At 32.8% G+C, this 24,203-nt stretch carries 21 protein-coding genes and 1 pseudogene; 10 read left to right on the top strand and 12 right to left on the bottom strand.

Going from position 1 to position 24,203, the window contains the following annotated elements:
* Nucleotide 1 precedes the first annotated feature (1 nt).
* Nucleotides 2–2,077 (top strand): M3 family metallopeptidase, encoded by a 2,076-nt coding sequence (locus tag B3J44_RS16130; protein ID WP_286969663.1) that lies wholly within the window; start codon nucleotides 2–4, stop codon nucleotides 2,075–2,077.
* 64 nt (nucleotides 2,078–2,141) lie between these two features.
* On the opposite strand, the gene tsf is transcribed toward B3J44_RS16130, so the two are convergent.
* From tsf to B3J44_RS16160, 6 genes are all read right to left on the bottom strand, one after another.
* Nucleotides 2,142–3,104, bottom strand: coding sequence for a translation elongation factor Ts (gene tsf, locus B3J44_RS16135; protein ID WP_198854527.1), 963 nt, complete (start codon nucleotides 3,102–3,104; stop codon nucleotides 2,142–2,144).
* A gap of 138 nt (nucleotides 3,105–3,242) precedes the next feature.
* On the bottom strand, nucleotides 3,243–4,013 hold the full coding sequence (rpsB, locus tag B3J44_RS16140; protein WP_286969665.1) for a 30S ribosomal protein S2: 771 nt from the start codon (nucleotides 4,011–4,013) through the stop codon (nucleotides 3,243–3,245).
* A 176-nt stretch (nucleotides 4,014–4,189) separates the two neighbouring features.
* Nucleotides 4,190–4,576 (bottom strand): 30S ribosomal protein S9, encoded by a 387-nt coding sequence (rpsI, locus tag B3J44_RS16145; protein ID WP_035645327.1) that lies wholly within the window; start codon nucleotides 4,574–4,576, stop codon nucleotides 4,190–4,192.
* Complete coding sequence (gene rplM / locus B3J44_RS16150; protein ID WP_095927953.1) at nucleotides 4,576–5,031, bottom strand: 50S ribosomal protein L13; 456 nt, start codon at nucleotides 5,029–5,031, stop codon at nucleotides 4,576–4,578. Before rplM ends, rpsI begins: the two co-directional genes overlap by 1 nt.
* A 192-nt stretch (nucleotides 5,032–5,223) precedes the next feature.
* Complete coding sequence (locus tag B3J44_RS16155; RefSeq protein ID WP_286969666.1) at nucleotides 5,224–6,036, bottom strand: ferritin-like domain-containing protein; 813 nt, start codon at nucleotides 6,034–6,036, stop codon at nucleotides 5,224–5,226.
* 25 nt (nucleotides 6,037–6,061) lie between these two features.
* Entirely contained in the window at nucleotides 6,062–6,808 is a 747-nt protein-coding gene (locus B3J44_RS16160) for a ferritin-like domain-containing protein (protein ID WP_286969667.1), read from the bottom strand.
* 208 nt (nucleotides 6,809–7,016) lie between these two features.
* Here B3J44_RS16160 and B3J44_RS16165 point away from each other — a divergent pair, with 208 nt between their 5' ends.
* Nucleotides 7,017–8,042, top strand: a complete 1,026-nt coding sequence (locus B3J44_RS16165; protein WP_286969668.1) for a LacI family DNA-binding transcriptional regulator — start codon at nucleotides 7,017–7,019, stop codon at nucleotides 8,040–8,042.
* Nucleotides 8,043–8,078: 36 nt separating this feature from the next.
* Here B3J44_RS16165 and B3J44_RS16170 read toward each other — a convergent pair whose 3' ends face one another.
* From B3J44_RS16170 to B3J44_RS16180, 3 genes are all read right to left on the bottom strand, one after another.
* Nucleotides 8,079–9,191, bottom strand: coding sequence for a hypothetical protein (locus B3J44_RS16170; RefSeq protein WP_286969669.1), 1,113 nt, complete (start codon nucleotides 9,189–9,191; stop codon nucleotides 8,079–8,081).
* Nucleotides 9,192–9,273: 82 nt separating this feature from the next.
* Nucleotides 9,274–10,002 (bottom strand): LytR/AlgR family response regulator transcription factor, encoded by a 729-nt coding sequence (locus tag B3J44_RS16175; protein ID WP_286969670.1) that lies wholly within the window; start codon nucleotides 10,000–10,002, stop codon nucleotides 9,274–9,276.
* The gene (locus B3J44_RS16180) at nucleotides 9,989–11,059 is read right to left on the bottom strand and encodes a sensor histidine kinase (RefSeq protein ID WP_286969671.1); all 1,071 of its coding nucleotides are present in this window, start codon (nucleotides 11,057–11,059) and stop codon (nucleotides 9,989–9,991) included. Before B3J44_RS16180 ends, B3J44_RS16175 begins: the two co-directional genes overlap by 14 nt.
* A gap of 208 nt (nucleotides 11,060–11,267) precedes the next feature.
* Between B3J44_RS16180 and B3J44_RS16185 the strand changes: the two genes are divergently transcribed.
* A complete protein-coding gene (locus B3J44_RS16185) occupies nucleotides 11,268–13,121 on the top strand; it encodes an alpha-amylase family glycosyl hydrolase (RefSeq protein ID WP_286969673.1) in 1,854 nt (617 codons plus the stop codon).
* A 73-nt stretch (nucleotides 13,122–13,194) separates the two neighbouring features.
* Complete coding sequence (locus B3J44_RS16190) at nucleotides 13,195–14,271, top strand: hypothetical protein (protein WP_286969676.1); 1,077 nt, start codon at nucleotides 13,195–13,197, stop codon at nucleotides 14,269–14,271.
* A gap of 82 nt (nucleotides 14,272–14,353) precedes the next feature.
* Here the strand turns inward: B3J44_RS16190 and polA are convergent, their stop codons facing one another.
* Nucleotides 14,354–17,194 (bottom strand): DNA polymerase I, encoded by a 2,841-nt coding sequence (gene polA, locus B3J44_RS16195; RefSeq protein ID WP_286969677.1) that lies wholly within the window; start codon nucleotides 17,192–17,194, stop codon nucleotides 14,354–14,356.
* Between the two features lie 312 nt (nucleotides 17,195–17,506).
* On the opposite strand from polA, the gene B3J44_RS16200 reads away from it, so the two are divergent.
* The 6 genes from B3J44_RS16200 to B3J44_RS16225 all read left to right on the top strand — a co-directional run bounded on the left by B3J44_RS16200 (nucleotide 17,507) and on the right by B3J44_RS16225 (nucleotide 21,980).
* Nucleotides 17,507–17,716, top strand: a complete 210-nt coding sequence (locus B3J44_RS16200) for a hypothetical protein (RefSeq protein WP_286969679.1) — start codon at nucleotides 17,507–17,509, stop codon at nucleotides 17,714–17,716.
* Between the two features lie 186 nt (nucleotides 17,717–17,902).
* Nucleotides 17,903–18,577: a response regulator transcription factor gene (locus B3J44_RS16205; protein WP_286969681.1), complete on the top strand. Its 675-nt coding sequence runs from the start codon at nucleotides 17,903–17,905 to the stop codon at nucleotides 18,575–18,577.
* Nucleotides 18,578–18,587: 10 nt separating this feature from the next.
* Nucleotides 18,588–19,916, top strand: coding sequence for a sensor histidine kinase (locus B3J44_RS16210; protein WP_286969682.1), 1,329 nt, complete (start codon nucleotides 18,588–18,590; stop codon nucleotides 19,914–19,916).
* Between the two features lie 104 nt (nucleotides 19,917–20,020).
* The gene (locus B3J44_RS16215) at nucleotides 20,021–20,206 is read left to right on the top strand and encodes a hypothetical protein (RefSeq protein ID WP_286969683.1); all 186 of its coding nucleotides are present in this window, start codon (nucleotides 20,021–20,023) and stop codon (nucleotides 20,204–20,206) included.
* A gap of 162 nt (nucleotides 20,207–20,368) precedes the next feature.
* Nucleotides 20,369–21,604, top strand: a complete 1,236-nt coding sequence (locus B3J44_RS16220; protein WP_286969684.1) for a metallophosphoesterase — start codon at nucleotides 20,369–20,371, stop codon at nucleotides 21,602–21,604.
* 73 nt (nucleotides 21,605–21,677) lie between these two features.
* Nucleotides 21,678–21,980 carry a thioredoxin family protein gene (locus tag B3J44_RS16225; protein ID WP_008466807.1) on the top strand — a complete coding sequence of 101 codons (303 nt, stop codon included), beginning with the start codon at nucleotides 21,678–21,680 and terminating at the stop codon, nucleotides 21,978–21,980.
* Between the two features lie 24 nt (nucleotides 21,981–22,004).
* On the opposite strand, the gene B3J44_RS16230 is transcribed toward B3J44_RS16225, so the two are convergent.
* The gene (locus B3J44_RS16230) at nucleotides 22,005–22,646 is read right to left on the bottom strand and encodes a polysaccharide deacetylase family protein (protein WP_198854511.1); all 642 of its coding nucleotides are present in this window, start codon (nucleotides 22,644–22,646) and stop codon (nucleotides 22,005–22,007) included.
* Between the two features lie 99 nt (nucleotides 22,647–22,745).
* Nucleotides 22,746–24,203 (bottom strand): annotated as a pseudogene (locus B3J44_RS16235) (hypothetical protein); the annotation flags it as partial.

A 24,203-nucleotide genomic window follows, 5' to 3' on the forward strand; every position in this document is an offset into this window, starting at 1 on the left:
AATGTATTTGTTTATGAAAACACTAGAAGAATTAGATAATTCGTTGTTAAGAGATTGGTCAGGGCCTTATGGAGGCGTACCAGATTTTACAGCTTACAAAGTTTCGGATTTTAGGCCAGCAATAGAATTTGCTATAAAAGAAAAGTTAGAAGAAATTGATGCCATCACAAATAATCCAGAGAAACCAACATTTGAAAATACAATCAAGGCTTTAGAGCTTTCCGGTGATAAATTAGATCGAATCCATGCAGTTTACGGCATTTATAGATCTAATCTGAGTACTCCTGAATTTAATATTGTTGACACTGAAATGTCGCCAAAATTGGCAGAAATTAGTGATAGACTGTATCAAAATGAGAAATTGTTTTTTAGAATTGAAGCCTTATACAAATCGGATGAAAAGCAGAATTTAACTAAAGAACAGCAGCGTTTACTTTGGTTATATTATACCGATTTTGTTAGAGAAGGAGCAGAGTTGAACCAACAAGACAAAGATAAAGTTGCTAAAATAAATCAGGAATTGGCAGGACTTTTTACTGCTTTTAGTCAAAAATTATTAGCAGAAGAAAATGATCAGTATATAGAATTAAAAACAGAAGTTGATTTTGATGGTCTGCCTGAAGAATTTAAAAATGCCGCTATTGCTGAAGCTAAAGAAAGAAATCTAAATGTTTTAGGATGCATTGGAAATACGAGATCTTCAATCGAACCGTTTCTTACGTTTTCCAACAAAAGAAGTTTGAGAGAACAAGCTTTTGATATTTTTGTAAAGAGAGGCGATAATAAAAACGAAAATGACACCAATGAAACACTTGTTTCTATTTTGAAATTGAGGGCTGAAAAAGCTAAGATTTTAGGCTTTGCTAATTTTGCTGAATGGAGTTTGTCTAATAAAATGGCCAAAGATCCGCAGAAGACACTCGATTTAATGAATTCGGTATGGAAACCCGCTGTAGACAAAGTAAAAAATGATGTTTCTGCGATGCAGGAAATGGTAGATAATGATGGGGATAATTTTAAAATTCAGCCTTGGGATTATCGCTATTATGCTGAGAAAGTGCGAAAGGCTAAATACGATCTAGACCAGAATGAAATTAAGCAATATTTGCAGTTAGAAAATTTGCGAGAAGGAATGTTTTGGACAGCGGGCAAATTATTCGATTTAGGTTTCAAGCAATTATTTGATGTTCCCGTTTATCATTCAGATGTTCGTGTTTGGGAAGTGAATAACAAAAATACTGGAGAACCAATTGGATTATGGTATTTTGACCCGTATGCGCGAGTTGGTAAGCGTTCAGGCGCATGGATGAATTCGCATAGAGATCAGCAGAAGATAAAAGGAAATGCGCTTCCTATTGTGTCAAATAACTGCAATTTTATTAAAGGAAATAGTGATGAACCTGTTTTAATTTCATGGGATGATGCAACAACTTTGTTTCATGAATTTGGACACGCTCTACATGGGCTGTGTTCAAATGTCACTTATCCAAGTCTTTCAGGGACTTCGGTTGCAAGAGATTATGTAGAGTTTCCGTCGCAGTTATTAGAACATTGGTTGGCTACTCCTGAGGTTTTGAATAAGTTTGCGCTTCATTATAAAACAAACGAGCCTTTGTCTCAATCACTGGTAGAGAGAATCGGAAAAGCTGCTAATTTTAATGAAGGTTTTGCAACAGTAGAAACGATTTCAAGTTCATTTGTCGATATGAAATTGCATTTGACAACCGAATTAATTGATCCACATGCTTTTGAAAAGAAAGTTTTGAATGAAATAAATATGCCGTCAGAAATTGTAATGAGGCACAGAATTCCGCAGTTTGCTCATATTTTTTCGAGCGATGGGTATGCAGCGGGATATTATAGTTATTTATGGGCAGATGTAATCAATGCGGATGCTTATGAAGCTTTTTTAGAAGCTGGAGGACCATTTGACAAGAAGGTTTCTGAACGTCTTTATAAAACAGTTTTGAGTGTTGGAAATACGATTGATAATGAAGAAATGTACGAGAATTTCAGAGGACATGCCCCGAAATCAGATGCGTTGATGCGAGCTAGAAACTTTCCAATTGAAAGCTAAAATGAAATAAAAAAAGCCCGAATAACTAAATATTTGGGCTTTTTAATATTGAAAAAATAATATATTAACCTAAAGTAACTCTTTTGAAACCTGTAATTTCAACATTGAATCCTTTAACGTAATCACCTACTTTTTTACTGTCATCTTTGATGAAGTTTTGATCTAATAAAGCTTTCTCTTGATCTAAAGTAGTGTTATCAGAAATGAAACGTTGAACTTTTCCTGGAAGAATTTTATCCCAGATTTGCTCTGGTTTTCCTTCAGCTTTTAATTCAGCTTTAGCATCTTCTTCAGCTTGTTTGATAACTTCAGGAGTTAATTGAGAGAAAGAGATGTATTTAGGAACATTTTTCAAAGTTTTTCCTAAACGTGCAGCCTCTTCATTGTCTTTTTCAATTACAGCAATACGAGCAGCAAGTTCAGATTCAACGAAAGCAGGATCAAAATCTTTGTAAGATAACGTATCAGCTCCCATAGAAGCAACTTGCATAGAAACGTCTTTTGTTAAAGTCTCAGCATTAGCGATCGGAGCAGAAATTGCAGTTAAAGCAGCGATTTTGTTAACGTGAACATAAGATCCAACGAAAGCACCTTCTAAAATTTCGAAACCACCGATTTCGATTTTTTCACCAATAACTCCAGTTTGCTCGATTAATTTTTCAGCAACTGTAATTCCGTTGAAATCAGAAGCTAAAAATTCTTCTTTAGAAGAGAAGTTGATAGCTCTTTCAACTAAATCTTTAGCTAAAGTAACGAAAGCCTCATTTTTACCTACGAAGTCAGTTTCGCAGTTTAAAGTAAGGATAGCTCCTTTAGTGTTGTCAGCATTGATAAAAGAAACAGCAGCTCCTTCAGAAGACTCACGGTCAGAACGGTTAGCAGCAACTTTTTGTCCTTTTTCTCTAAGGATTTGTATAGCTTTATCGAAATCTCCATCAGCTTCAACTAAAGCTTTTTTACAGTCCATCATTCCGGCACCTGTAGATTGTCTTAATTTATTTACGTCTGCAGCAGTAATTGTTGCCATAATATTTTGAATTTTAATGTTAAAAGTAAAAATTCCATCTTCTAAATCCCAAACTCCAATTTTATTAAATTATCAACATAACGTTTTTAATTTTGTATTTGGAATTTGGAATTTAAAATTTGGAATTTAAAATTTGATTTATTCTTCAGTTTCAGTTGCAGGAGCAACTTCAGCCTCAGCAGCAGGAGCTTCTTCAGCAGCTTCAACTTCTTTCTCAGCACCTCTGTCAGAAAGACCTTCGATTACTGCAGTAGTCACTAAAGATAAAATTTTGTCAATTGATTTAGAAGCATCATCATTTGCAGGAATTACGTAATCAACCTCTCTTGGGTCAGAATTCGTATCAACCATTGCGAAAACTGGAATGTTTAATTTTTGAGCTTCTTTTATTGCGATGTGTTCAGCTTTGATATCTACTACGAACAATGCTGCAGGTAGTCTAGACATATCAGCAATTGAACCTAAGTTTTTCTCCAATTTAGCACGTAGACGATCAACTTGCAAACGCTCTTTTTTAGATAGAGTGTTGAATGTGCCATCTTTCTTCATTTTATCGATAGAAGACATTTTTTTAACTGCCTTTCTGATAGTTACGAAGTTAGTCAACATTCCACCTGGCCATCTTTCAGTGATGTAAGGCATGTTTGCAGCTTTTGCTTTATCAGCAACGATGTCTTTTGCTTGTTTTTTGGTAGCTACGAATAAGATTTTTCTACCTGATGCAGCGATTTTTTTCAAAGCTTCGTTAGCTTCTTCAATTTTAGCTGCAGTTTTATATAGATTGATAATGTGAATCCCATTACGCTCCATATAAATGTAAGGAGCCATATTTGGATCCCATTTTCTAGTCATGTGTCCGAAGTGAACACCTGCTTCTAGTAATTCTTTTACTTCTATTTTGTTTGCCATTTTTGTACTAGTTTACGTTCTGTTGATTAGCAATGTATAAATGGCGATTTCTCTGGCTTTATACATTTAGATGCTAAACTATATCCTACCTCGATAGGAGAGCAACAATAACTGTGTTTTTTAATTTCAATAAATAATTGATAATGTCTTGTCCCATTTGAACAAGACAGGTAATATTAACGTTTAGAGAATTGGAATCTCTTACGAGCTTTCTTCTGACCGAATTTCTTACGTTCAACCATTCTTGGGTCTCTTGTTAATAAACCTTCTGGTTTAAGGATTCCTCTGTTTTCAGCGTTAACTTCACACATTACGCGTGCTAATGCCATTCTTACAGCTTCTGCTTGACCAGTTGTACCACCTCCGTAAACGTTTACTTTTACATCAAAGTTACCAGCGTTTTCTGTCATAGAAAGCGGTTGTAAAACTTTGTACTGTAAAGTTGCAGTTGGAAAGTAAGTTGCGAATTCTTTTTTGTTTACAGTGATGTTTCCAGTTCCTTCAGAAACGTAAACACGTGCAACAGCGGTTTTTCTTCTACCGATTTTGTGAATAACTCCCATTACTTAAGATCATTTAGGTTAACAGTTCTAGGTTTTTGAGCTCCGTGAGTGTGCTCAGATCCTACAACAACATTTAGATTTCTAAAAAGTTCAGCTCCTAATTTGTTTTTAGGTAACATACCTTTTACAGCTTTTTCTACTAATAATGCAGGGTTTTTAGCTTGCAATACTTTAGCAGTTAAAGTTCTTTGTCCTCCTGGGTAACCTGTATGACGCATGTAAATTTTGTCATTCAATTTTGTACCTGTAAGGTTAATTTTTTCTGAGTTGATAACAATTACGTTATCTCCACAGTCAACGTGTGGTGTATAACTTGGTTTGTACTTACCTCTTAAGATCATTGCAACCTTTGAAGCAAGACGTCCTAAGTTATGACCTTCAGCGTCAACAACAATCCACTCTTTAGTTACAGTGGCTTTACTTGCTGAAACTGTTTTGTAGCTTAATGCGTCCATAATATTATTTTAATTAAACATTCCATCCCCAATAAAGGGGATGCAAAAGTACAATTAATTATTTTAAAACCAAATACCTGAAAGAATATTTTATCTACTGAAAATCAGGGCTTCAGTTTTTTGATTATTTAGTGAATAAAAAAACCGTCTCCACAATAAAGTAAAGACGGTTAAATATTTTGAAAAAAAAGATTATACAATAAATATGTTGGCAATATCAACCACTTGTTGGGTGGTAAGTGGCTCATCATAAGCTTCTGAGCCCGCTGCAGCTCCAAATGCTGTTGCTGTATTAAATCCTGCCTGCATAGTTACGCCTTCACCATCATATACAGCTTGCGTTGCAGCTGGCATTCCGGCACCTCGTTCGGCATTTGATATCCATCCTTTTAAGCCTCGTAATCTTCTAACTTCAGAAGCATGTCGTGCTTCAACAGAATGAATTTGTAATGCTGCAGTCAATAAATCTGGTGTTGTAATTAAATTTGCTGCTTGTCCTTTATAAGCTCTAACTCCAGTATCTTCAAAAGCTTGTGCCAAAGCTAAAAAGGTTGGATAATCATGAAAAGGGTCAAAAGCGCCTCCAACGGTGAAGTCAAAAGTAGGTTTCGGAACGAAGTTAGCACTGGCTGTGCCACCCAATCCAGCAATTAAAAATTTTACATGATCAGATTCGTGCGCCGCTATTTGCTGAAATACTTTTAAATCGCGCCCGCCATTTTCAGAAGCTGGTATTACTCCAGAATCTAATGCCATAGCATAAAATTCGTTTTCAAGATATTCTAAGGTTAAAGCAAATTGTAAAGCTCCGATTGGAGTTGCGGGCGTTGCTGTAATGTCTTGTGCGAAAACTTTATTGGTTAGAGCTGATAATCCGAAAGGAATTGAGGCTAAAGCTAAATTTTTACCAATATTTCCAAAATGTGTAAAACTGTCTCTTCTTGAACCCGTACTATTCATTAAATTGTCATCAGTAAAGGATTCTATAAATTTTAAAATGTTCATAATTTCTAAGTTTTAGCGGTTAAGATTAAGGCAAGTATTTAGCTGTAAATTTCGTAGTGATAAAACCAGCAGCAATCGGTAGAATTTTAGAAGGATCTTTGGCATCATCTAAACCTGTAGACATATTTACAATATCATCTCCGGCAAAATCTTTAGAATTCGGATTAATCAAACTTCTTATTGCTGAGGCATGTCTCGCTTCTACAGAAACAATTTTTCCAGCTAATAATAAGTAGTCGGCAGTTTTAATTAATTTTCCTGCTCCATTATAGGCGGCAACTCCTGTGTCTTCTAATGCTTTTGCAGTCGCCAAAACTTCAGTACGGCTATTAAAATTTAAGGAGCCATAATTAAAAGCCAAAGTTGGAAGTAATTGAGTACTCGGATTTGGAAGTAATGCGTTTAAAGTAGCTTTAAAAAAATCTCTATGAACTACTTCGTGGTGATATAAGTCTGTTAGTACTTCGCGTTCAACGCTGCTGAAGACAGAATTAAAACCACTTCCATTAACTACTTTAGTATAAAAGTCGGCTTCTAATTGTTCTAGAGCATAAGCATAGGTTAATACTCCAAAATCTCCAGAGCCTAAATCAAAAACACCATTTCTAATTCCTGGCAAAGAATTGTCTGGCATATCATTGTCGTTGTCATTATCGCTGCAGCCAGCTAGAATTAAACCTGTGGTTGCCAAGGTTAATCCACTGAGCTTAAGAAAGCTCCTTCTACTATTCAATGAAGGATCTACTTCATGAATTTTAACTTCGTTTTTCATAATCAAGTTTTTTAATAGTTAACAACAGTTGGTCTCTAGTTATCTGGTATTTAATTATTAACGAAATTTTTGTAAGTGCGGTTTTGAAAAATAGCTTTATTTAATTATTATTTCGAAAAGACTTACATTTTTAAATACTAATAGCTTCTTTTTGTTTTATTTTCGGTAATTCTACTATATTTGTATTAATTACATAAAATTCAATAGGATGAAAGCTAAAGCAACTCTAAAACAAATTGCCAAGGAACTAGGTGTTTCTGTTTCGACTGTATCTAAAGCATTGAATGACAGTCCTGAAATTAGTGAACAAACGAAGGTTAAGATTAAGGAGTATGCCAAACTCAAAAATTATAAGCCGAATGTTATTGGTTTGAATCTTAAGAATCGTAAGACAAAAACGATTGGGGTAATTATTCCTAATATTTTAAATTCTTTCTTTGCGAAAGTTTTTAGCGGTATTGAGAAAGTTGCCGATAAAAAAGGATATAATGTAATTACCTGTATCTCTAATGAGTCTTTAGAAAAGGAAATTCATACGCTTGAAATGTTGAGTAACGGAACTATTGACGGATTTATTCTTTCGGTTTCTCAAGAAGCCCAAAAACTTCAAGATTATAATCATTTTTCTGAAATAATTAACGACGGAACGCCAATCGTAATGTTTGATCGTATTGCAGATGAAGTAGACTGCGATAAAGTTGTCGTAGACGATTTTGATTCGGCATTAAACTCAACACAGCATTTAATAAATTTAGGATGCAAAAACATTGCTTTAATTTCTTCTGTAGACAATTTAAGTGTTGGAAAATTAAGAGCTGACGGATATTTAAAAGCATTGGCAGATAATAATATTCCCGTTAACGAAAAAATTATTCTTCGTACCGATTCTGAAGATGATATGAAAGCTAAAATTGATTCTATTTTTGATCATAAAATCGACGGAATTTTTGCGTTGGACGAAAATGATTCGGTTGCAGCTTTAAGAGTAAGTTTGAAAAAAGGCTACAGAGTTCCAGAAGATATTTCGATTATTGGTTTTGCAGATGGTATTTTGGCTTCAAGACGTTTATCGCCAAGTTTGACAACAGTAAGTCAGCATGGTGTTGAAATTGGAGAAGTTGCAGCAAAAAGATTAATTGAAAGATTGGAAGAGCCGGAAGGAACAGTTTCTGAATATGAAACGATTGTCATCAAGACAAAATTGAAAGAAAGAGAATCTACAAGAAAAGTATAAAATAATATAAGCCATCCGCAACGGATGGCTTTTTTATTATAATGAATAAGGAAATTTAGGATTCTTATACTTTTTTAATTTTTCAAAAGGAACTAAAAAAGATTCTTCACAAGATCTTGCTGCTCTATAAAAAATAGGAGTAAATTCAATTCCTTTTTCTGTGTAATTCCAAGAAGGAAAATCCCAATATTCTTCGTTAGTATAATCGCAAGGATCATCATCGTTTTTTGGTTTTTCAAAATGTTCCTGAGAGTTAAGTACAGCCAGTAATTTTGGTGCAAAATAAGTGCTTCTGTATTTTGAAAAAGCATCGAAATTATTTTCTTTGTCGCCAGTTACGCTTTTGTCAAAAGCTAGAATATCATCAATTCCATATTGTTTTCCGTTGTTTAAATCAATAAGGTAACCGCTACTTCCAAAATCGGGATGAGCGCCTCCGCAATCCCAAAACATCGAAATTTGGAAACCTAATAAATCATGGTTCAGAAAGTTAATTGTTGAATTTCCTTCAATACCTTTTCCTTGGCTGTATTCAAAACTAGATGTACAATTAAGTTGATATAGTGTGTTTTCGATATGTATGCGTTCTAAAATCGGATTAATCAAAGCTTTGTTTTTCTCTGTGAAGTTATTTCCTAATCTAAAAAAATCAGAATCGCAATGTTTTTCAGAATACCAAACAAATTCTTTATTGTTATACAGTGTGGTTTTCTGTTTTTTGAATTCAAGGAATTTGTATTTCACTAGATTTAAACGTTCGTCATCAAATCTAATTTTTAGATTCGATTTATAGTTGTCAAAATTTACAGGCTCAAGATGAACAGCCAATTGTTTTTCTTTGGCATCATACCAAAATCCGTCAAAATTATTGCCCGATTTTTTCAGGTAAAACTTTTCGGTAATAACATCGCTAGGTTTAAAATAAAATGAGTAATTATTGTCTTTTAATTTTGCTTCGAGTTTAATGTCTTTTAGCGAATTCTTATAGAAATAAACTGCGGTTAGGTTAGTTTCATTGTCAGATTTATAAACCTGAAGCGTCATAAAGATTGTACTTTTGCCTAAAGTTCCTTCTAGATAATAAATCTTGTCCTGACAAAATGAAATTGTTGAATAAAGTAAAAAAAATAGAATATAAAGCTTTTTCATTTTTTTGATTATAAGATTTGGCAAAGAAAGAAAATATTTACAATATATAAAAATGTGTTTTTTAGTAAATATCCTTTTCAAACTAGTTAGAATTAAACAACTGTAAAGAATTTATCGTTGCATTACTATATAGTCTTCCAATTGGCAGAATCTTGTTTTTAATAGTAACAGAACGACTATTAAATTGAGAAACCTTTTTTAAAGGAATCAAAAAGGAACGATGTATTCTGAAAAAAAAATCTTCAGGTAATTTTTCAATCATTTCGGTAATAGACTGATGAGTTTTAAAAGAATCTTTTTCTGTATGAATAATTAAATAATTGCCTTGTGACTCAAAATAATCTATTTCGTTCAGATATATTTTTAATGTTTTTCTTTCGCACTTGACAAATATAAAAGGCTGTTCAATTTCAGCTTGTGCAAGCTTTTCAAACTGCTGATTCGTTTTTTGGATTTTACTATATTTTTGTATTGCTTTTGAAAATCGTTCCAAAGAAATAGGTTTTAATAAATAATCAATAGCTTCTAGGTCAAATCCTTCGACAGCATATTGTGAATTGGCAGTTGTAAAAATAATTCCGATATCTTTTGGCAGTGATTTAGCAAATTCAATCCCTGATTTGCCTGGCAGATTAATATCTAAAAAAAGCAAGTCTATATTGTTGGTTTTCAAATATCCCAAGGCATTATTGGTGCTCATGAATTTTCCTTTCAAATCTAAAAAATCAAATTTGGCAATATGCATTTCAAGCAATATAGATGCAGGAAGTTCATCTTCTATAATAATACAGCTTATTCTAGTTGGTGTCATTAATTTTAATTTTTAAAGAGACAAAAAAAGATTCAACTTCATTTTTGATATTTAAAATATGATTTTGAGGATAAAGAAGTTCTAAACGCCTTTTAACATTAGAAATTCCGATACCGCTATATGGATTTTTAGTTTTTTTGTTTTCGAAAAAATCTTGCGGGAGACTATTCTCAATTTTAATTATTAGCCATTCTTCAGAAAATGTAATTGAAATTGTAATCCATGCTTTTAGACTGACATCATCCAGACAATATTTAAAACTGTTTTCTATAAAAGGAAGAATTAAGAAAGGCTCAATAACTTGATTTTCTGTAATTCCGTTTGTACTGAAACTTAGTTCGAGTCTGTTATCAAATCTTAACTGCTGAAGTGAAATATAATTTTGTAGATATTCAATTTCTTTCTCCAAAGGAATATGTTTGGTATTTACCTCATAAACAGAATATCGGAGAAAATCTGAGATTTTAAGGACTATATCTGCAGAATCGTCAGATTTACTTAAAATTTTTGAATACAGACTATTGAGAACATTAAATAAAAAGTGGGGATGAAACTGATTTCGAAGAGAAAACAATTCGGCTTGGAGTTTTTCGGAAATAATCAGCTGCACTTTGTTTTTAGCTTCGGCAATGTAATAAACAAGTTTAATGATTAAAGGAACCGTGACAACAAATTGCAGTTTAATTACATTATATAAATATACAGGAGCAGAAAAAAGCGGTTCCGATTTCCACTCAGTCAAATAGAATGCAATAATGATATAATTGTCAATTAACCGCTGAAGGAATGCAAAGAAGAGGATCGAAATCAAATAAACAAAAATAAATAGCGTCTTTTTTTTTCTGAAAAACAATTTTGGCATTGCTACTTCTACAATCAGTAGAACAAATATAATTTTAGGGAAAACACTATAACATTCATTATAAAAAGCCCTCCAAAAATCATTTGTTGGCAAACCTTGCACTAAGCTGAATAATAAAATATATCCCAACCAGTAGCTGATATAAAGTCTTATTTTTTGAAATGTATTTTCAGGATAAATAGCCAGTTCGTTCATTATCGAGTTTGTTTCTTTAATTGTAAAGCTAGTGGTTTTGCTTTAGAATAAAATCGTAATGTGGTAGAAAACAGTTTTCTTGTTTAAATAACATAGCAGTTTTTGTATTGTTGTTTGCAACACAAAGCATGTTGTTTAAATAAGTGTCTTTTTGATGGTAGAAAAGCATGATATCTTTCGCTGACTAATGTAATTTAAAAAAACTATCATGAAGAAAACCGCTTTAACTTTAATGTTGCTATTTTGTTTTTCTTGGGTAATAAATGCCAAGAATACTAAAGTTTACCCGACAAATTGGTGGGTAGGAATGAAAACCAATTCTATACAGTTATTAATTCGAAGTATTGATGATTCTTTTACAACAGATAAAGTAGGCATTAATTATCCCGGAATAACGATTAACAAAACATATTCTTTTCCAAATGCAAAATATATTGCTATTGATATAACTATTGCGCCAGAAACTGTTGCTGGTGATGTAATTATTGAATTGAATCAAAAGTCAGGAAAACAGAAAATCAAATGGCCTCTTTATAATCGAAAATCGGGTAATGGAACACAGTATGCGCAAGGAGTTACTTCAAGTGATTTTATAGAATTAATTATGGTGGACCGTTTTAGTAATGGAGATATTGCAAATGACAAAGTAAAAGGAATGAGAGACCAATCTCTTGACCGAAAAGAAATGTATGATCGCCATGGCGGAGATTTACAAGGTGTGATTAATAATCTGGACTATATTCAGGGGCTTGGAGTTACAGCATTGTGGTTTACTCCAGTTATGGAAAATGATATGGAGAAAAGAACAGAGCATGGTTACGCAATTACAAATCATTACAAAATTGATCAAAGATATGGTGGAGATGCGATGTATGAAAAATTGAGTAATCAGCTTCACTCAAGGGGAATGAAGCTTATTTTTGATGCTGTTTATAATCATATTGGATCATTTCATTTTCTAGAACTAGATCCTCCAGCAAATGATTGGGTTCATCGCTGGCCAGAATATACTCAAACCAATTATAGAGAAATCCCGCTTTTTGATCCTTATGGAACAAAATCAGATAAAAAGAAAATGAGCGATGGATGGTTTGATAAAATAATGCCAGACATTAATCAAGATAATCCGTTTATGGCCAATTTCATTATCCAAAATTGCATTTGGCATATTGAAAAGTTTGGTATTGATGGCGTGCGTCTTGATACTTATACTTATAATGATCTTAATTTTGCCAATCGCTGCAACAAAGCAATTATGGATGAGTTTCCTAAGATTTCCATTTTTGGCGAAATCATGGTGCACGGAGTAGCAAATCAGGCTTATTTTGAGGAAAATAATATAGATACACCGTTCAAAAGCAATTTGCCTTCAGTTGTAGATTTTCAGAGTTTGTATTACGGAATCATTCCAGCTTTGACAGAGCCTTTTGGGTGGAAAGGCGGAGTTAATCAATTGTATTATACTTTGAGCAGTGATTTTTTGAGTAAAAATCCAATGCAGAAAGTATTGCTTTTGGACAATCATGACGAGGCTCGATTTTTTTCATTAATGGGAGAAAATGTAGAAAAGCAAAAAATGGGCTTTCAGTGGTTGCTAACTTGCAGAGGAATTCCACAGCTATATTATGGTTCTGAAGTTTTGATGAAGGGATTTAAAAATCCAGATGGCTTACTAAGGGCTGATTTTCCAGGAGGATGGAAAGAAGATGAAAAAAATGCTTTTACAGGAAAAGGAATGACGGATGACGAAAAATCGACACAAGAGTTGGTTCGTAAACTGGCTAATTTTAGAAAAAATGCATCAGCAATAAAAACGGGAAAAATGATGCATTATACACCTGTTGAAGGCTTATATATTTACTTTAGATATGACGACAACCAAACAATAATGTGTGTGATGAATACAAGTAGTTCTGAAAAAGAAATTGACTTTCAAAAATATGATGAAAGAACTGCTGGTTTTACTTCTGCTAAAAATGTGATTACCGAAGAAAGTTTTTCAACTTCCAAAAAGACAATTATTCCAGCAACAAAAATGTGGGTTTTAGAATTAAATAAATAAAAAGATGTTTAAAAAAAGTATAGTTTTTCTTTCGATTCTTTTTCCTCTCTGTATCTTTTCTCAGTCTGATGAAATGGAGAATTCAGTTCAATATTTGTCAAATAATTACAAAAGTCCTGAAGAATATATTGCTTCAAAGTTTGCAGAAAAAGATATAATCCTACTGGCAGAAGAACATCGGGTTAAAGAAAACCTCTTATTAGTAAAGAATTTGATTCCTGTTCTGTATAAAAACAACGTCTATAATTTAGGAATGGAATTTGGGGCAAGTGAGAATCAGGTAAAATTAGATTCTTTAGTCTCTGCTCCTGAGTATAATGAAGATCTGGCTAGAAAATTAATGTTTAACTATAATTCAGGCTGGGTTTTTAAAGGATATACTGATTTGTACAAGGCTACTTGGGAGTTAAATAAATCACTACCTAAATCTGCAAAGAAATTCAGAATCTTAAATTTAAGTTATCGTCACGATTGGTCCTCGTTTTTGGGACAGCGAACTCCTGAGAAAATGAAAAAGGTATTTTATAGAGGAAATACAGAAACATTTCGATTTGGAATTACAGAGAAAGAAATTATTGCCAAGCAAGAGAAAATTTTGATTGTTACAGGAGATATCCATGCATTTACAAAATATAAATTTCCTGTGTATGATTTTCTGGGACAGGATTTTGTGAGGTTGGAGGATGGTTATTTTGGAAATCAGTTGTATGCAAAATATCCGCAGTTAGTATATTCTATTTTATTGCATAAACCTTTTGCTAATCGACCTGAAATTAGACCAAATTTGGTTTCGCCAGCAAATGGAAAAATAGAAATTATAATGCAAAAACTGCAAAATAAACCAATCGGATTCGATTTGATTAATACACCTCTTGGAAAATTACGAGATGATAGTTACTATTCTTTCGGTCATAGTAATTTTACATTAGAAAATTTTTATGATGGTTATGTATTTCTAAAACCAATTAAAGAGCTTTCAGGATGCGATATTGATCCAAATTTTTTAACGGCTAATAATTGGAATGAAGCTCAAAAAAACATGGCAGATCCAGACTGGAGACCTCGACCAAAGAACTTAAAAGATTATTGGAAACAAATTAAAGACTATGGAGATATTCCAAAAAAATATGCAGAAGCAGATAAATACTAGCCTTAAACTTCTATAAATTAAAAATCCGCTAAAAGCATTCACTTTTGGCGGATTTATTTTTTACCGAAATTTTACTGAAATATTAATGTGCCTCTAACCAGTCTTTACCCATTCCGAGTTCAACTTCTAAAGGAACCGACATTTTAAAAGCATTTTCCATTTCGTGTTTAATCATTGGCTGGATTTTTTCGAGTTCGTCGTTGTGAACATCGAACACAAGCTCATCATGTACTTGCAGTAACATTTTAGATTTCCAGTTTTCGTCACGAAGTTTTTTATGAATATTGATCATTGCAATTTTAATCACATCGGCAGCGCTTCCTTGAATTGGGGCGTTTACAGCATTTCGTTCTGCCGCACTTCTTACAACAGCATTAGCAGAATTAATATCTTTTAAATATCTGCGACGGCCTAAAATAGTTTGTACGTAACCTTTTTCGCGTGCAAATTCAATTTGTTCTGAAATGTAAGATTTTAGGCGAGGGTATGTTTTATAATAAGCATCAATCAATGCAGCACTTTCGCTTCTAGAAAGTGAAGTTTGGTTGCTCAAACCAAAAGCTGAAACACCATATATAATTCCAAAGTTTACTGTTTTTGCATTACTTCTTTGTTCACGGGAAACTTCTTCTAAAGGAACATCAAAAACTTTTGCTGCGGTTGCTTTGTGAATGTCTTCTCCATTTTGGAAAGCTGCAATCATATTTTCTTCACCACTCAAAGCAGCGATAATTCTTAATTCAATTTGCGAGTAATCGGCAGAGATTAAAGTGTAATTTTCATCGCGTGCTACGAAAGCTTTACGAATCTGACGGCCTCTTTCGGTACGAATCGGAATATTTTGCAAGTTCGGATTATTAGAACTCAAACGCCCAGTTGCCGCAACAGTCTGCATATAATCGGTATGAACGCGTAACGTTTTTTTATCAACTTGTTCTGGTAAAGCCAAAATATAAGTGCTTTGCAGTTTTACCATCTGGCGCCAATCTAAAATCTGTTTTACAATTGGGTTGTCATTGGCCAAATAAGTCAAAACTTCTTCGCCAGTTGCGTACTGTCCCGTTTTGGTTTTCTTTTGTTTTGCGCCGCCAATTTTTAGTTTGTCAAACAAAATATCTCCTAATTGTTTTGGAGAAGCCAAGTTGAATTTTTCGCCAGCAGTTTCATATATTTTTTCTTCTAAAGCTTTGATTTCAACTTCCATTTCAGAAGACATTGCTTTTAAGAAATCTACATCCAAACGAATTCCTTCGGTTTCCATGTCTGCCAATACGCTTACTAACGGAATTTCGATTTCGTCAAATAACTTTTTAGTTTCTGTTTTGTCTAATTCGGTTGTAAATATTTCTTTTAATTGTAATGTAATATCGGCATCTTCAGCAGCATATTCTTTAATATCTTCCAAAGGAACATCGCGCATATTAAGCTGATTTTTTCCTTTTTTACCAATTAAACTTTCAATAGATTTTGGAGAATATTTCAAGTACGTTTCTGCCAAAATATCCATATTATGACGCATATCTGGATTAATCAGATAATGCGCAATCATCGTATCAAAAAGTTTTCCCTTTACGGTTACACCATAATTAGAAAGAATTTTTAGATCGTATTTTAAATTCTGTCCGATTTTCTCAATGTTTTCATTTTCAAAAAACGGAACAAATTTGTCTACTAAAGCTTTTGCTTCTTCCTGGCTTTCTGGAAACGGCACATAAAATGCTTTTCCTTTTTCGTAAGAGAAAGACATTCCGACCAATTCTGCATGCAAAGCATCGATTCCTGTGGTTTCAGTATCAAAACAAACCGAAGTCTGTTTTTGTAAATTCTGCAAAAGCATTTTAATGCCTAAATCGCCTTGAATGGTTTGGTAAAAATGCTCTGTGTTTTCTAAAGTATTATAAAACGAAGTTCTTTCGATTTCAGCGTTTTCTCCATTTGTATTTCCGCCACCAAAAAGATCAAACTGGTCTTCATTTTTAGGCTGTGCTTTTTTGTATAATTTGGCATCAGGAGCTGGGGCAGCAGTTTGCGTGCCATCAGTTTTAAATAAATTGTCAAACTGTTCTGCCATTCTTCTAAATTCTAATTCTTGAAAAATAGCATCAGTTTTTTCAATATCTGGGCGAGAAAGTTCGTAGTCTTCTTCATTAAAAGTAACATCGCAATCGGTAATAATTGCTGCTAATTTTTTAGAAAGAATCCCTTTTTCTTTGTTAGCTTCGATGTTCTCTTTCATTTTGCCTTTTAGTAAATGCGTGTTTTCTAAAAGGTTTTCCATGGTTCCAAATTCTTTCAGGAACTTTTTAGCTGTAACTTCACCAACACCTGGCAATCCAGGAATATTATCCACAGCGTCGCCCATCATTCCAAGAAAATCAATTACTTGTTCTGGTCTTTCGATTTCAAATTTTGCTAAAACTTCAGGAACTCCCCATATTTCGATTCCGTTACCCATTCGGGCAGGTTTATACATAAAAATATTTTCAGAAACTAGTTGCGCAAAATCCTTATCAGGCGTTACCATGAAGACTTTGTAATTTTGTTTTTCTGCTTGTTTAGCGATTGTTCCAATTAAGTCATCGGCTTCACAGCCTTCGATTTCGATAATCGGAATATGCATGGCTTTTAATAATTCTTGAATATAAGGAACAGCAATTTTAATTGCTTCTGGTGTAGCATCACGATTGGCTTTGTATTCAACAAACATTTCTGTTCTTACATGGCTTCCACCTTTATCGAAAGCAACGGCCAAGTGGTCTGGTTTTTCTCTTTTAATAACATCCAAAAGTGAGTTCATAAAACCCATAATTGCAGATGTATCCATTCCTTTTGAATTGATTCTCGGGTTTTTTATAAAAGCATAATAACCACGAAAAATTAATGCGTAAGCATCTAGAAGAAAAAGGCGTTTTTGAGTTGACATATTAAAAATATTAGTCTGTAAAAATAAACAATTGGGTTTTAAAAAACGATTTGGTTTTCGAAAATTAATTTTTTAAACCATATAAGTCGTATAAGTTCATTTTAGTAGAAATACAATACATTGCATCTTCTCAATGTTGTAAAGAATAGCGGTAATTAAATGAATTTATGCGATTTATTAACCAGAAAAGAAGTAAAGAGTTAATATCAAGTTAAAATTTTTTATTCAGTGATTTCTTCATTTTGGCTTCATTTTCTGAGGGTAATTTTGATCTGTAAAATAAAAATTATTAATTCATAAATATTAGAAATCATGAGAAATTTATTAATGTTATTAGTAGCAGTTTTAGGAACAAGTGCAATGGTTCATGCATTTCCTGCAAAAAATGGAAAAGAAGCCCCAGCTAAAGAAGTAAAAGCAACCAAACATCCTAAACACAAATCTGATAAAAAAGCAAAATCAGCAAAAACTGAAGCTCCAAAAACAGAAGCTGCTAAGCCAGAACCTGCAAAAGCTAAATAAAAATTGCTCTCGTTTTGTTTTCGAAGCGTTGTAACGAAGGCAAAACAGGAATAATGATTATGAGAACGCGATTGAAGAAGCTGATGAAGAAATTTGTCAGCTTTTTTCGTTCGTTAATTTTTTTAATAATACACTACTCAATTTTTGATAATTGATTAATTTTAATTTCGCTTAAATAGTGGGCTTATGAATGTTTTAATTGTAGAAGATAATAAAGAACTTGCTGTAGAGGTCTACGATTTTTTATGTAACTCAGGATATATCTGTAAAATTGCAAATAATTGTGCCGAGGCTCTTGAAGAATTCGGAAGCAATGATTACGATGTTATGCTTTTAGATCTTGGACTGCCTGATGGTGATGGTTTTGAGGTTTTGCAGGCAATCAGAAAAACAAAATCAAAAATTGCGGTCATTGTACTTACTGCTCGCGGAGAATTGGATGATAGAATAAATGGACTTCATCTTGGGGCTGATGATTATTTGACAAAGCCTTTTGCTCTGACAGAATTGGCAGCGAGAATATTTGCCGTAGTTCGCAGAATTCATGGATTTACTCTTAATAATTTAAGCATTCATGGTTTTTTATTGCAACTTCAGGATTATAGAGTAAGTTTTAACGACCAGCCAATTAATCTGACTAAAAAAGAATTTGATATTTTTCAGTATTTGGTTCTAAACAAAAACCGTGTTATTACACGATTGCAATTAACAGAGCATATTTGGGGCGATATTTTGGAGGTTAACTCAGATTCTAATTTTATAGATGTGCACGTTCGTAATCTCCGAAAAAAATTGGACAAACACACTTCTATTGATTGGTTCGAAACTGTTCGAAATGTAGGTTATCGTATAAACGAATAAATCGATTCTTGTGAAAATAAAACACCAATTAGCTATTTTTAACGCATTGAGCAGATTGCTGGTCATTTTGATTTTATGGCTGATGCTTCCTATTTTAGTAAAAAATGTAGTGTATCATCATATTAATAATACGCTAGTTGAAAAGAAGAAAAAATTTATTCAGCACTTAAATAAAGAAGAGATTAATGAATTTATTGAAAATCCAGAGGATTCAACTGATACTTTTTCTGAGTTTTCGACACTTCATAGTGAGTTTTTGGTGCTATCCCGAGTTTCGATAAAACCACATCAGAAAAAAACAACTTTCAGTAATGAATACCGAAAAATAGAAGGAGAGGAAAGTGAGTATAGAATCTTGCAGCATCATTTTACATATGATGGCGAAGATTATCAGCTTGAAATAGGAAGCAGTTTGAGCGAGGTTAACGATTTAACCTTTGTAATCAAGCTTTTTATTATAATTGTTTTTGTGATAATTCTATTTATTACTTTTTTGGCAGATACTTTTTACATAGAATATCTTTTAAAGCCATTTTATAAAATTATTGATACCAAAATCAGGCGTGTAAACGAACCGGAAACATTTGACCATACTCCAATAAAAGCAACTTCAAGAGATTTTAGAGAATTGGATTTTGTTTTAAACCAAATGATGGATCGAATTACTGAAGTTTTTAAAAAGGAAAAACAATTTATTTCGAATGTTTCGCATGAACTTCTTACGCCAATTGCACTGCTTAAAAACAAACTTGAAAATTTGTTGCAGAATCAATCTTTAGACGATAATGCAGTTGATAAAATTGCAGGTTCGTTGAAAACATTAGATATGCTGAAAAAAATCATTAATAATCTCCTGCTGATTTCGAGAATAGATAACAATCAATATATAGCAGATGAAGAAATCAATCTGAGGGAAATTGTTTCTGATTTGCAGGAAGACCTTCAAGATCGAATTGAGGATAAAGATATTCAGTTCATGAACGAAATAGAAAATGATTTTGTTTTTACAGGAAATAAAACCTTGGTTCATATTCTTATATATAATCTCGTAACTAATGCCATCAAATATAATAAGCCTAAAGGAGGAATAATTATAGAGGATGGTTTTGCTGATGAACATTACTTTATCTCGGTAAAAGATTCTGGAATAGGAATGGATGAATCGCAGCTTGAAAAAATATTCAGCCGTTTTGCCAGAATCAGTTCAGATCAGGAAGGGCAGGGGTTAGGACTTGCAATTGCACAGAGTATTGCTACTTTTCATCATATTCAAATCAAAGTAAAATCGGTTTTAAATCAAGGAACTACTTTTACATTGTTGTTCGAAAAAGCCAAATAAAAGTTAAAATTTATTGTAAGACTTTATCTTCATTTTGTCTTCATTTTACGATTATATCTTTGGCTTATAAATAATGAATTAACAATCAATAAAAATTTAAAATCATGAAAAAATTAGCAATTTTAGCAGTAGCAGTTTTAGGAACATTTGCAATCGCAAACGCACAAACAACGCCAGCACCAGCAAAAAAAGAAGCAAAAACTGAAAAACACGATAAAAAAGCAGACAAAAAAGCTAAAGGTGAGAAAAAAGCAGAAGCTGCAAAACCAGAAGCTCCAAAAGCAAAATAAAACGAGATTTTAAGTCTTAAGATTAAATAGTTTTAAAGGTTGGTAGGTTAAAGCTGAAAGAGCCATCTTTCAGCTTTTTTATTTTCTACAGCGTTAAATTTTTTATAATAAAAAGAAATAGAATTCTCATTCTTTGTTACTTTGTTTAAAACTATAAATTAAATGATCTTTCGTTTTATAATTCTATGCGCTCTCTTATTATTTATTGAGTTCTATTCATATCAGGCTTTTCGAACATTAATCAAAACACGTTGGGTTTTGATTAGTTACCAAGCTATAAGCTTACTGATTTTAATCTTTATTATATATTCTTTTTCGCAAGTAGACCGATCAGTTGGTCAGACTAGACAATTTATGTTTACTACAGGCTTAATGCTGACAGTATATGTGCCTAAAATTGTGCTTACGCTGATCATGTTTGGTGAAGATATTTTTAGGATAGGAGCAAGCATCTTAAATTATTTTGTTTACAATACTCCTCGAAAAGAAATGATGCCTGATAGAAGGAAATTTGTTAGCCAGATAGCTTTAGGGTTGGCTGCAATTCCGTTTCTTTCTATTATTTATGGAATTTTTGAGGGAAAATATAATTTCAAAGTAATCAAGCAAACTGTATTCTTTCCAGATCTTCTAGATGCTTTTGATGGGTTTAAAATCACACAGATTTCAGATGTTCATAGTGGCAGTTTTGATAATCCTGAGAAGATTAACTACGCAATTGATTTAATTAATGCACAGGAAGCAGATTTGATTTTGTTTACGGGAGATATTGTAAATACACATGCTAAAGAAATGCATCCTTGGTTGGAAACTTTTAATCGTATTAAAGATTATAAATACGGGAAGTTTGCAGTTTTAGGGAATCACGATTATGGCGAATATGTAACGTGGCCGTCTGAGAAGGAAAAAGATGAGAACTTTCATCAAATTAAAAATTTATACGGTCAAATTGGCTTTAATCTTATGTTGAATGAGCATACTTACATTCAAAAAGGAGATGATAAAATCGCTTTAATTGGTGTTGAAAATTGGGGAGTGAATTTTAAGAAAGCAGGCGATTTGAACAAAGCATCTGAAAATGTGCACCAAGACGATTTTAAAATTTTAATGAGCCATGATCCAAGTCATTGGGAAGCTGAAATTAAAGATCATCCAAAGAATTTCCATCTTACATTTGCAGGCCATACACATGGTATGCAGTTCGGAATTGAAATTCCTGGGTATTTTAAATGGAGTTTAGCGCAGTATATTTATAAACAGTGGGCAGGATTGTACGAAAACGTCGGAAGATACGTTTATGTTAACCGTGGCTTTGGTTTTCATGCCTATCCAGGACGAGTTGGTATTATGCCTGAAATAACAGTCATTGAACTAAAAAAGGGCCGTAATGTCGCTTAATTCGTTAAAAATGCTAAATTTGTATTATATTTATTTCTTTTTAAAGATTTAAAAAACTTAATTTTTTGGTTTTATGTCAAAATTTGGAGAACTAATAAATGCTCAAGTTCCAGTGTTAATTGATTTTTACACAGATTGGAATGAATCTTCAGTTTCTATGCATCCTGTTATTAAGGATGTAGCTGCTGCGCTTGGTGATAAAGCCAAAGTAATCAAAATAGACGTAGATAAAAATCAGGAACTTGCAGAAGCACTTCGTATTAAAGGACTTCCGACTTTAATGATTTATAAAGAGGGACAAATGATCTGGAGACAATCTGGAGAGCTTGATGCGAATACTATAATCGGAATTGTTCAGGAACAATTTAACGTCTAAACAACTACTTTTTATTGATGTTATTTAGTGAATAATATCAAACTTATATCCGTTTTCTTTTAAAAAATGCAGTGTTCTAGGCAAGGCAAATCTTAAATTTGGAGAAGCCTTAATACTGTCATGAAAAACAATCACACTACCTGATTTTACATTTTTTGTTACGTTTTCAAGACATTTTTCGGGCGTAATGCTTTGATCAAAATCAGCACTTAAAACATCCCACATTACAATTTTATAGCCTAAACTTCTAAGGATTTTAGATTGCGCTTTTTTGATTTTTCCGTAAGGAGGACGAAATAATAAATGGTGAGGCGCTTTTTCTTGCTCATCTAAAATAGCAGCACAGTTTTTTACGTTTTCAATATATTCATTTGTGTGGCTTTTCCATCCATTCACGTGATTCATTGTGTGATTGCCAATAGAATGCCCATCAGTAATTAATTTTTCAAATAAAGTCAGGTTTGCTTTAATATTCTTTCCGATGCAGAAAAAAGTAGCTTTTGCATCAAATTTTTTTAATTCAGACAAAACCCAGTCTGTAATTTCTGGAGTAGGGCCATCATCAAAAGTGAGGTATATTTTCTTTTCGTTGTTAGGAATGTCCCAGCAATATTTAGAAAACACCTTTTTGATAAATGCGTTAGTTTTGACCCAATAGAAACTCATTTTGAATTAAATTGTATTATATCTATAAAATTAAAAAATGCAGCGCTATTTATCAAATAGCGCTGCATTTTTTTAATAAGTAAAATTTACGTATATTATTTATTCTTTTTCACGTCCAAAGCGTTCAAAAACATTTACGTAAGTATTAAATGTAGTCTTGTGCTGGTTGTAAAAAGCATTGTCTTTATTGTCATCCATTACATGTAGCAAGCTTCTGTAGCGTTCAATATCTGTAATAATATCTACTGCTAAAGTAGTTTGATCAGAAGGAGGTAATGTACTATAATAGTTTAAGTTCTCTTTGTATTTCTGAACTAATTTGTTTAAAAGATCTTGCGCTTTAGCTTTTTCGCCTACTTTATAATAACCATCAGCAAAAGCTTCAACTAAAGAATAATAGCCATATTTATCTAAAGGCATTTTGGTCATTGCTAAATTGATGATATTTTTAGCTTTGTCAATTTTACCTTCTGCAATAAGCTGATTCATTAATCTTGAAAGATTTGTACGGTATGTAATACTGTTTCTTCTAGTTTCAGGATCATGATAGATTTTTTCACTTTCACTATTTCCCCAATCCCATTTCATTACAATATCATACATTTTATCAGCATCGATTTGTCCCATATCTAATGGTCCTCCATCTTTAGAACGAGCATTTTTTATCGGAACCAATTTGTAAACCATTCCGTCTAATTGCAGATAATCTTTTAACCATAGATAATCTTCATCATCAAAAGCACCACCACTAAAGTAGATTGGTCTTTTCCAGTTGTTATTTGCTAAGATATCAAGCATCATTAAACGGTTTTTGTATAATGCACTTCCTTTGATGTCAATATCCAAATAAGGAACAATAGAATCGTAATATTTAGGATTAACTACTTTATTTTGAATAATTGTATTTTTGTCCACATTTACTCTAATCTTGTTTGTTGGATAGAAATGAATGGTTTGTCCATTTTGTAAACCAACAGTCGATTTAGGATTTTTGATGAAATCGATAAAATCTTTAATATTCCAACGAGTATCAATTTTTTGAATGTAAGCTGTATAGTCCAAATTATCTCCGACATACTGGCTATGTTCGAATGAAATAGGCAACGGATTAGATTCGTAAGACTTCGCTTTCATTTGATCGATGTACCAATCTGTCATAAATAAACTTGTATTTACAATTTTTACATCGGTTCTGAAATGCTCAATCTCTTGTGCATACCAAAGAGGGAATGTGTCATTATCTCCAATGGTGAATAAGATGGCATTTTTGTCGCAAGAACTTAAATAAGCTTTTGCCATCGCCACTGCAGTATATCTTCCGGATCTGTCGTGATCGTCCCAGTTTTGAGAAGCCATTAAAACAGGTGCCGCCAATAAACTTCCGGCAATAATTACTGGTCCTGCAATTTTTGGAGCAATATATTTTTGCAAGCTTTCATAGAGTGAATAGACACCGAATCCAATCCAGATGGCAAAAACATAGAAAGAACCCACGAGAGCATAATCTCTTTCACGAGGCTCAAAAGGTCTTTCGTTTAAGTATATTTTTAATGCAAT

The sequence above is a fragment of the Flavobacterium sp. UBA4854 genome (assembly GCF_002399805.1).
GTDB lineage: Bacteria > Bacteroidota > Bacteroidia > Flavobacteriales > Flavobacteriaceae > Flavobacterium > Flavobacterium ginsengisoli.

Excerpts from the sequence above, each read along its gene's own strand:
- B3J44_RS16130 (WP_286969663.1), top strand. The coding sequence starts at position 2 with ATGTATTTGTTTATGAAAACACTAGAAGAATTAGATAATTCGTTGTTA.
- tsf (WP_198854527.1), bottom strand. The coding sequence starts at position 3,104 with ATGGCAACAATTACTGCTGCAGACGTAAATAAATTAAGACAATCTACA.
- rpsB (WP_286969665.1), bottom strand. The coding sequence starts at position 4,013 with ATGGCAAACAAAATAGAAGTAAAAGAATTACTAGAAGCAGGTGTTCAC.
- rpsI (WP_035645327.1), bottom strand. The coding sequence starts at position 4,576 with ATGGGAGTTATTCACAAAATCGGTAGAAGAAAAACCGCTGTTGCACGT.
- rplM (WP_095927953.1), bottom strand. The coding sequence starts at position 5,031 with ATGGACGCATTAAGCTACAAAACAGTTTCAGCAAGTAAAGCCACTGTA.
- B3J44_RS16155 (WP_286969666.1), bottom strand. The coding sequence starts at position 6,036 with ATGAACATTTTAAAATTTATAGAATCCTTTACTGATGACAATTTAATG.
- B3J44_RS16160 (WP_286969667.1), bottom strand. The coding sequence starts at position 6,808 with ATGAAAAACGAAGTTAAAATTCATGAAGTAGATCCTTCATTGAATAGT.
- B3J44_RS16165 (WP_286969668.1), top strand. The coding sequence starts at position 7,017 with ATGAAAGCTAAAGCAACTCTAAAACAAATTGCCAAGGAACTAGGTGTT.
- B3J44_RS16170 (WP_286969669.1), bottom strand. The coding sequence starts at position 9,191 with ATGAAAAAGCTTTATATTCTATTTTTTTTACTTTATTCAACAATTTCA.
- B3J44_RS16175 (WP_286969670.1), bottom strand. The coding sequence starts at position 10,002 with ATGACACCAACTAGAATAAGCTGTATTATTATAGAAGATGAACTTCCT.
- B3J44_RS16180 (WP_286969671.1), bottom strand. The coding sequence starts at position 11,059 with ATGAACGAACTGGCTATTTATCCTGAAAATACATTTCAAAAAATAAGA.
- B3J44_RS16185 (WP_286969673.1), top strand. The coding sequence starts at position 11,268 with ATGAAGAAAACCGCTTTAACTTTAATGTTGCTATTTTGTTTTTCTTGG.
- B3J44_RS16190 (WP_286969676.1), top strand. The coding sequence starts at position 13,195 with ATGGAGAATTCAGTTCAATATTTGTCAAATAATTACAAAAGTCCTGAA.
- polA (WP_286969677.1), bottom strand. The coding sequence starts at position 17,194 with ATGTCAACTCAAAAACGCCTTTTTCTTCTAGATGCTTACGCATTAATT.
- B3J44_RS16200 (WP_286969679.1), top strand. The coding sequence starts at position 17,507 with ATGAGAAATTTATTAATGTTATTAGTAGCAGTTTTAGGAACAAGTGCA.
- B3J44_RS16205 (WP_286969681.1), top strand. The coding sequence starts at position 17,903 with ATGAATGTTTTAATTGTAGAAGATAATAAAGAACTTGCTGTAGAGGTC.
- B3J44_RS16215 (WP_286969683.1), top strand. The coding sequence starts at position 20,021 with ATGAAAAAATTAGCAATTTTAGCAGTAGCAGTTTTAGGAACATTTGCA.
- B3J44_RS16220 (WP_286969684.1), top strand. The coding sequence starts at position 20,369 with ATGATCTTTCGTTTTATAATTCTATGCGCTCTCTTATTATTTATTGAG.
- B3J44_RS16225 (WP_008466807.1), top strand. The coding sequence starts at position 21,678 with ATGTCAAAATTTGGAGAACTAATAAATGCTCAAGTTCCAGTGTTAATT.
- B3J44_RS16230 (WP_198854511.1), bottom strand. The coding sequence starts at position 22,646 with ATGAGTTTCTATTGGGTCAAAACTAACGCATTTATCAAAAAGGTGTTT.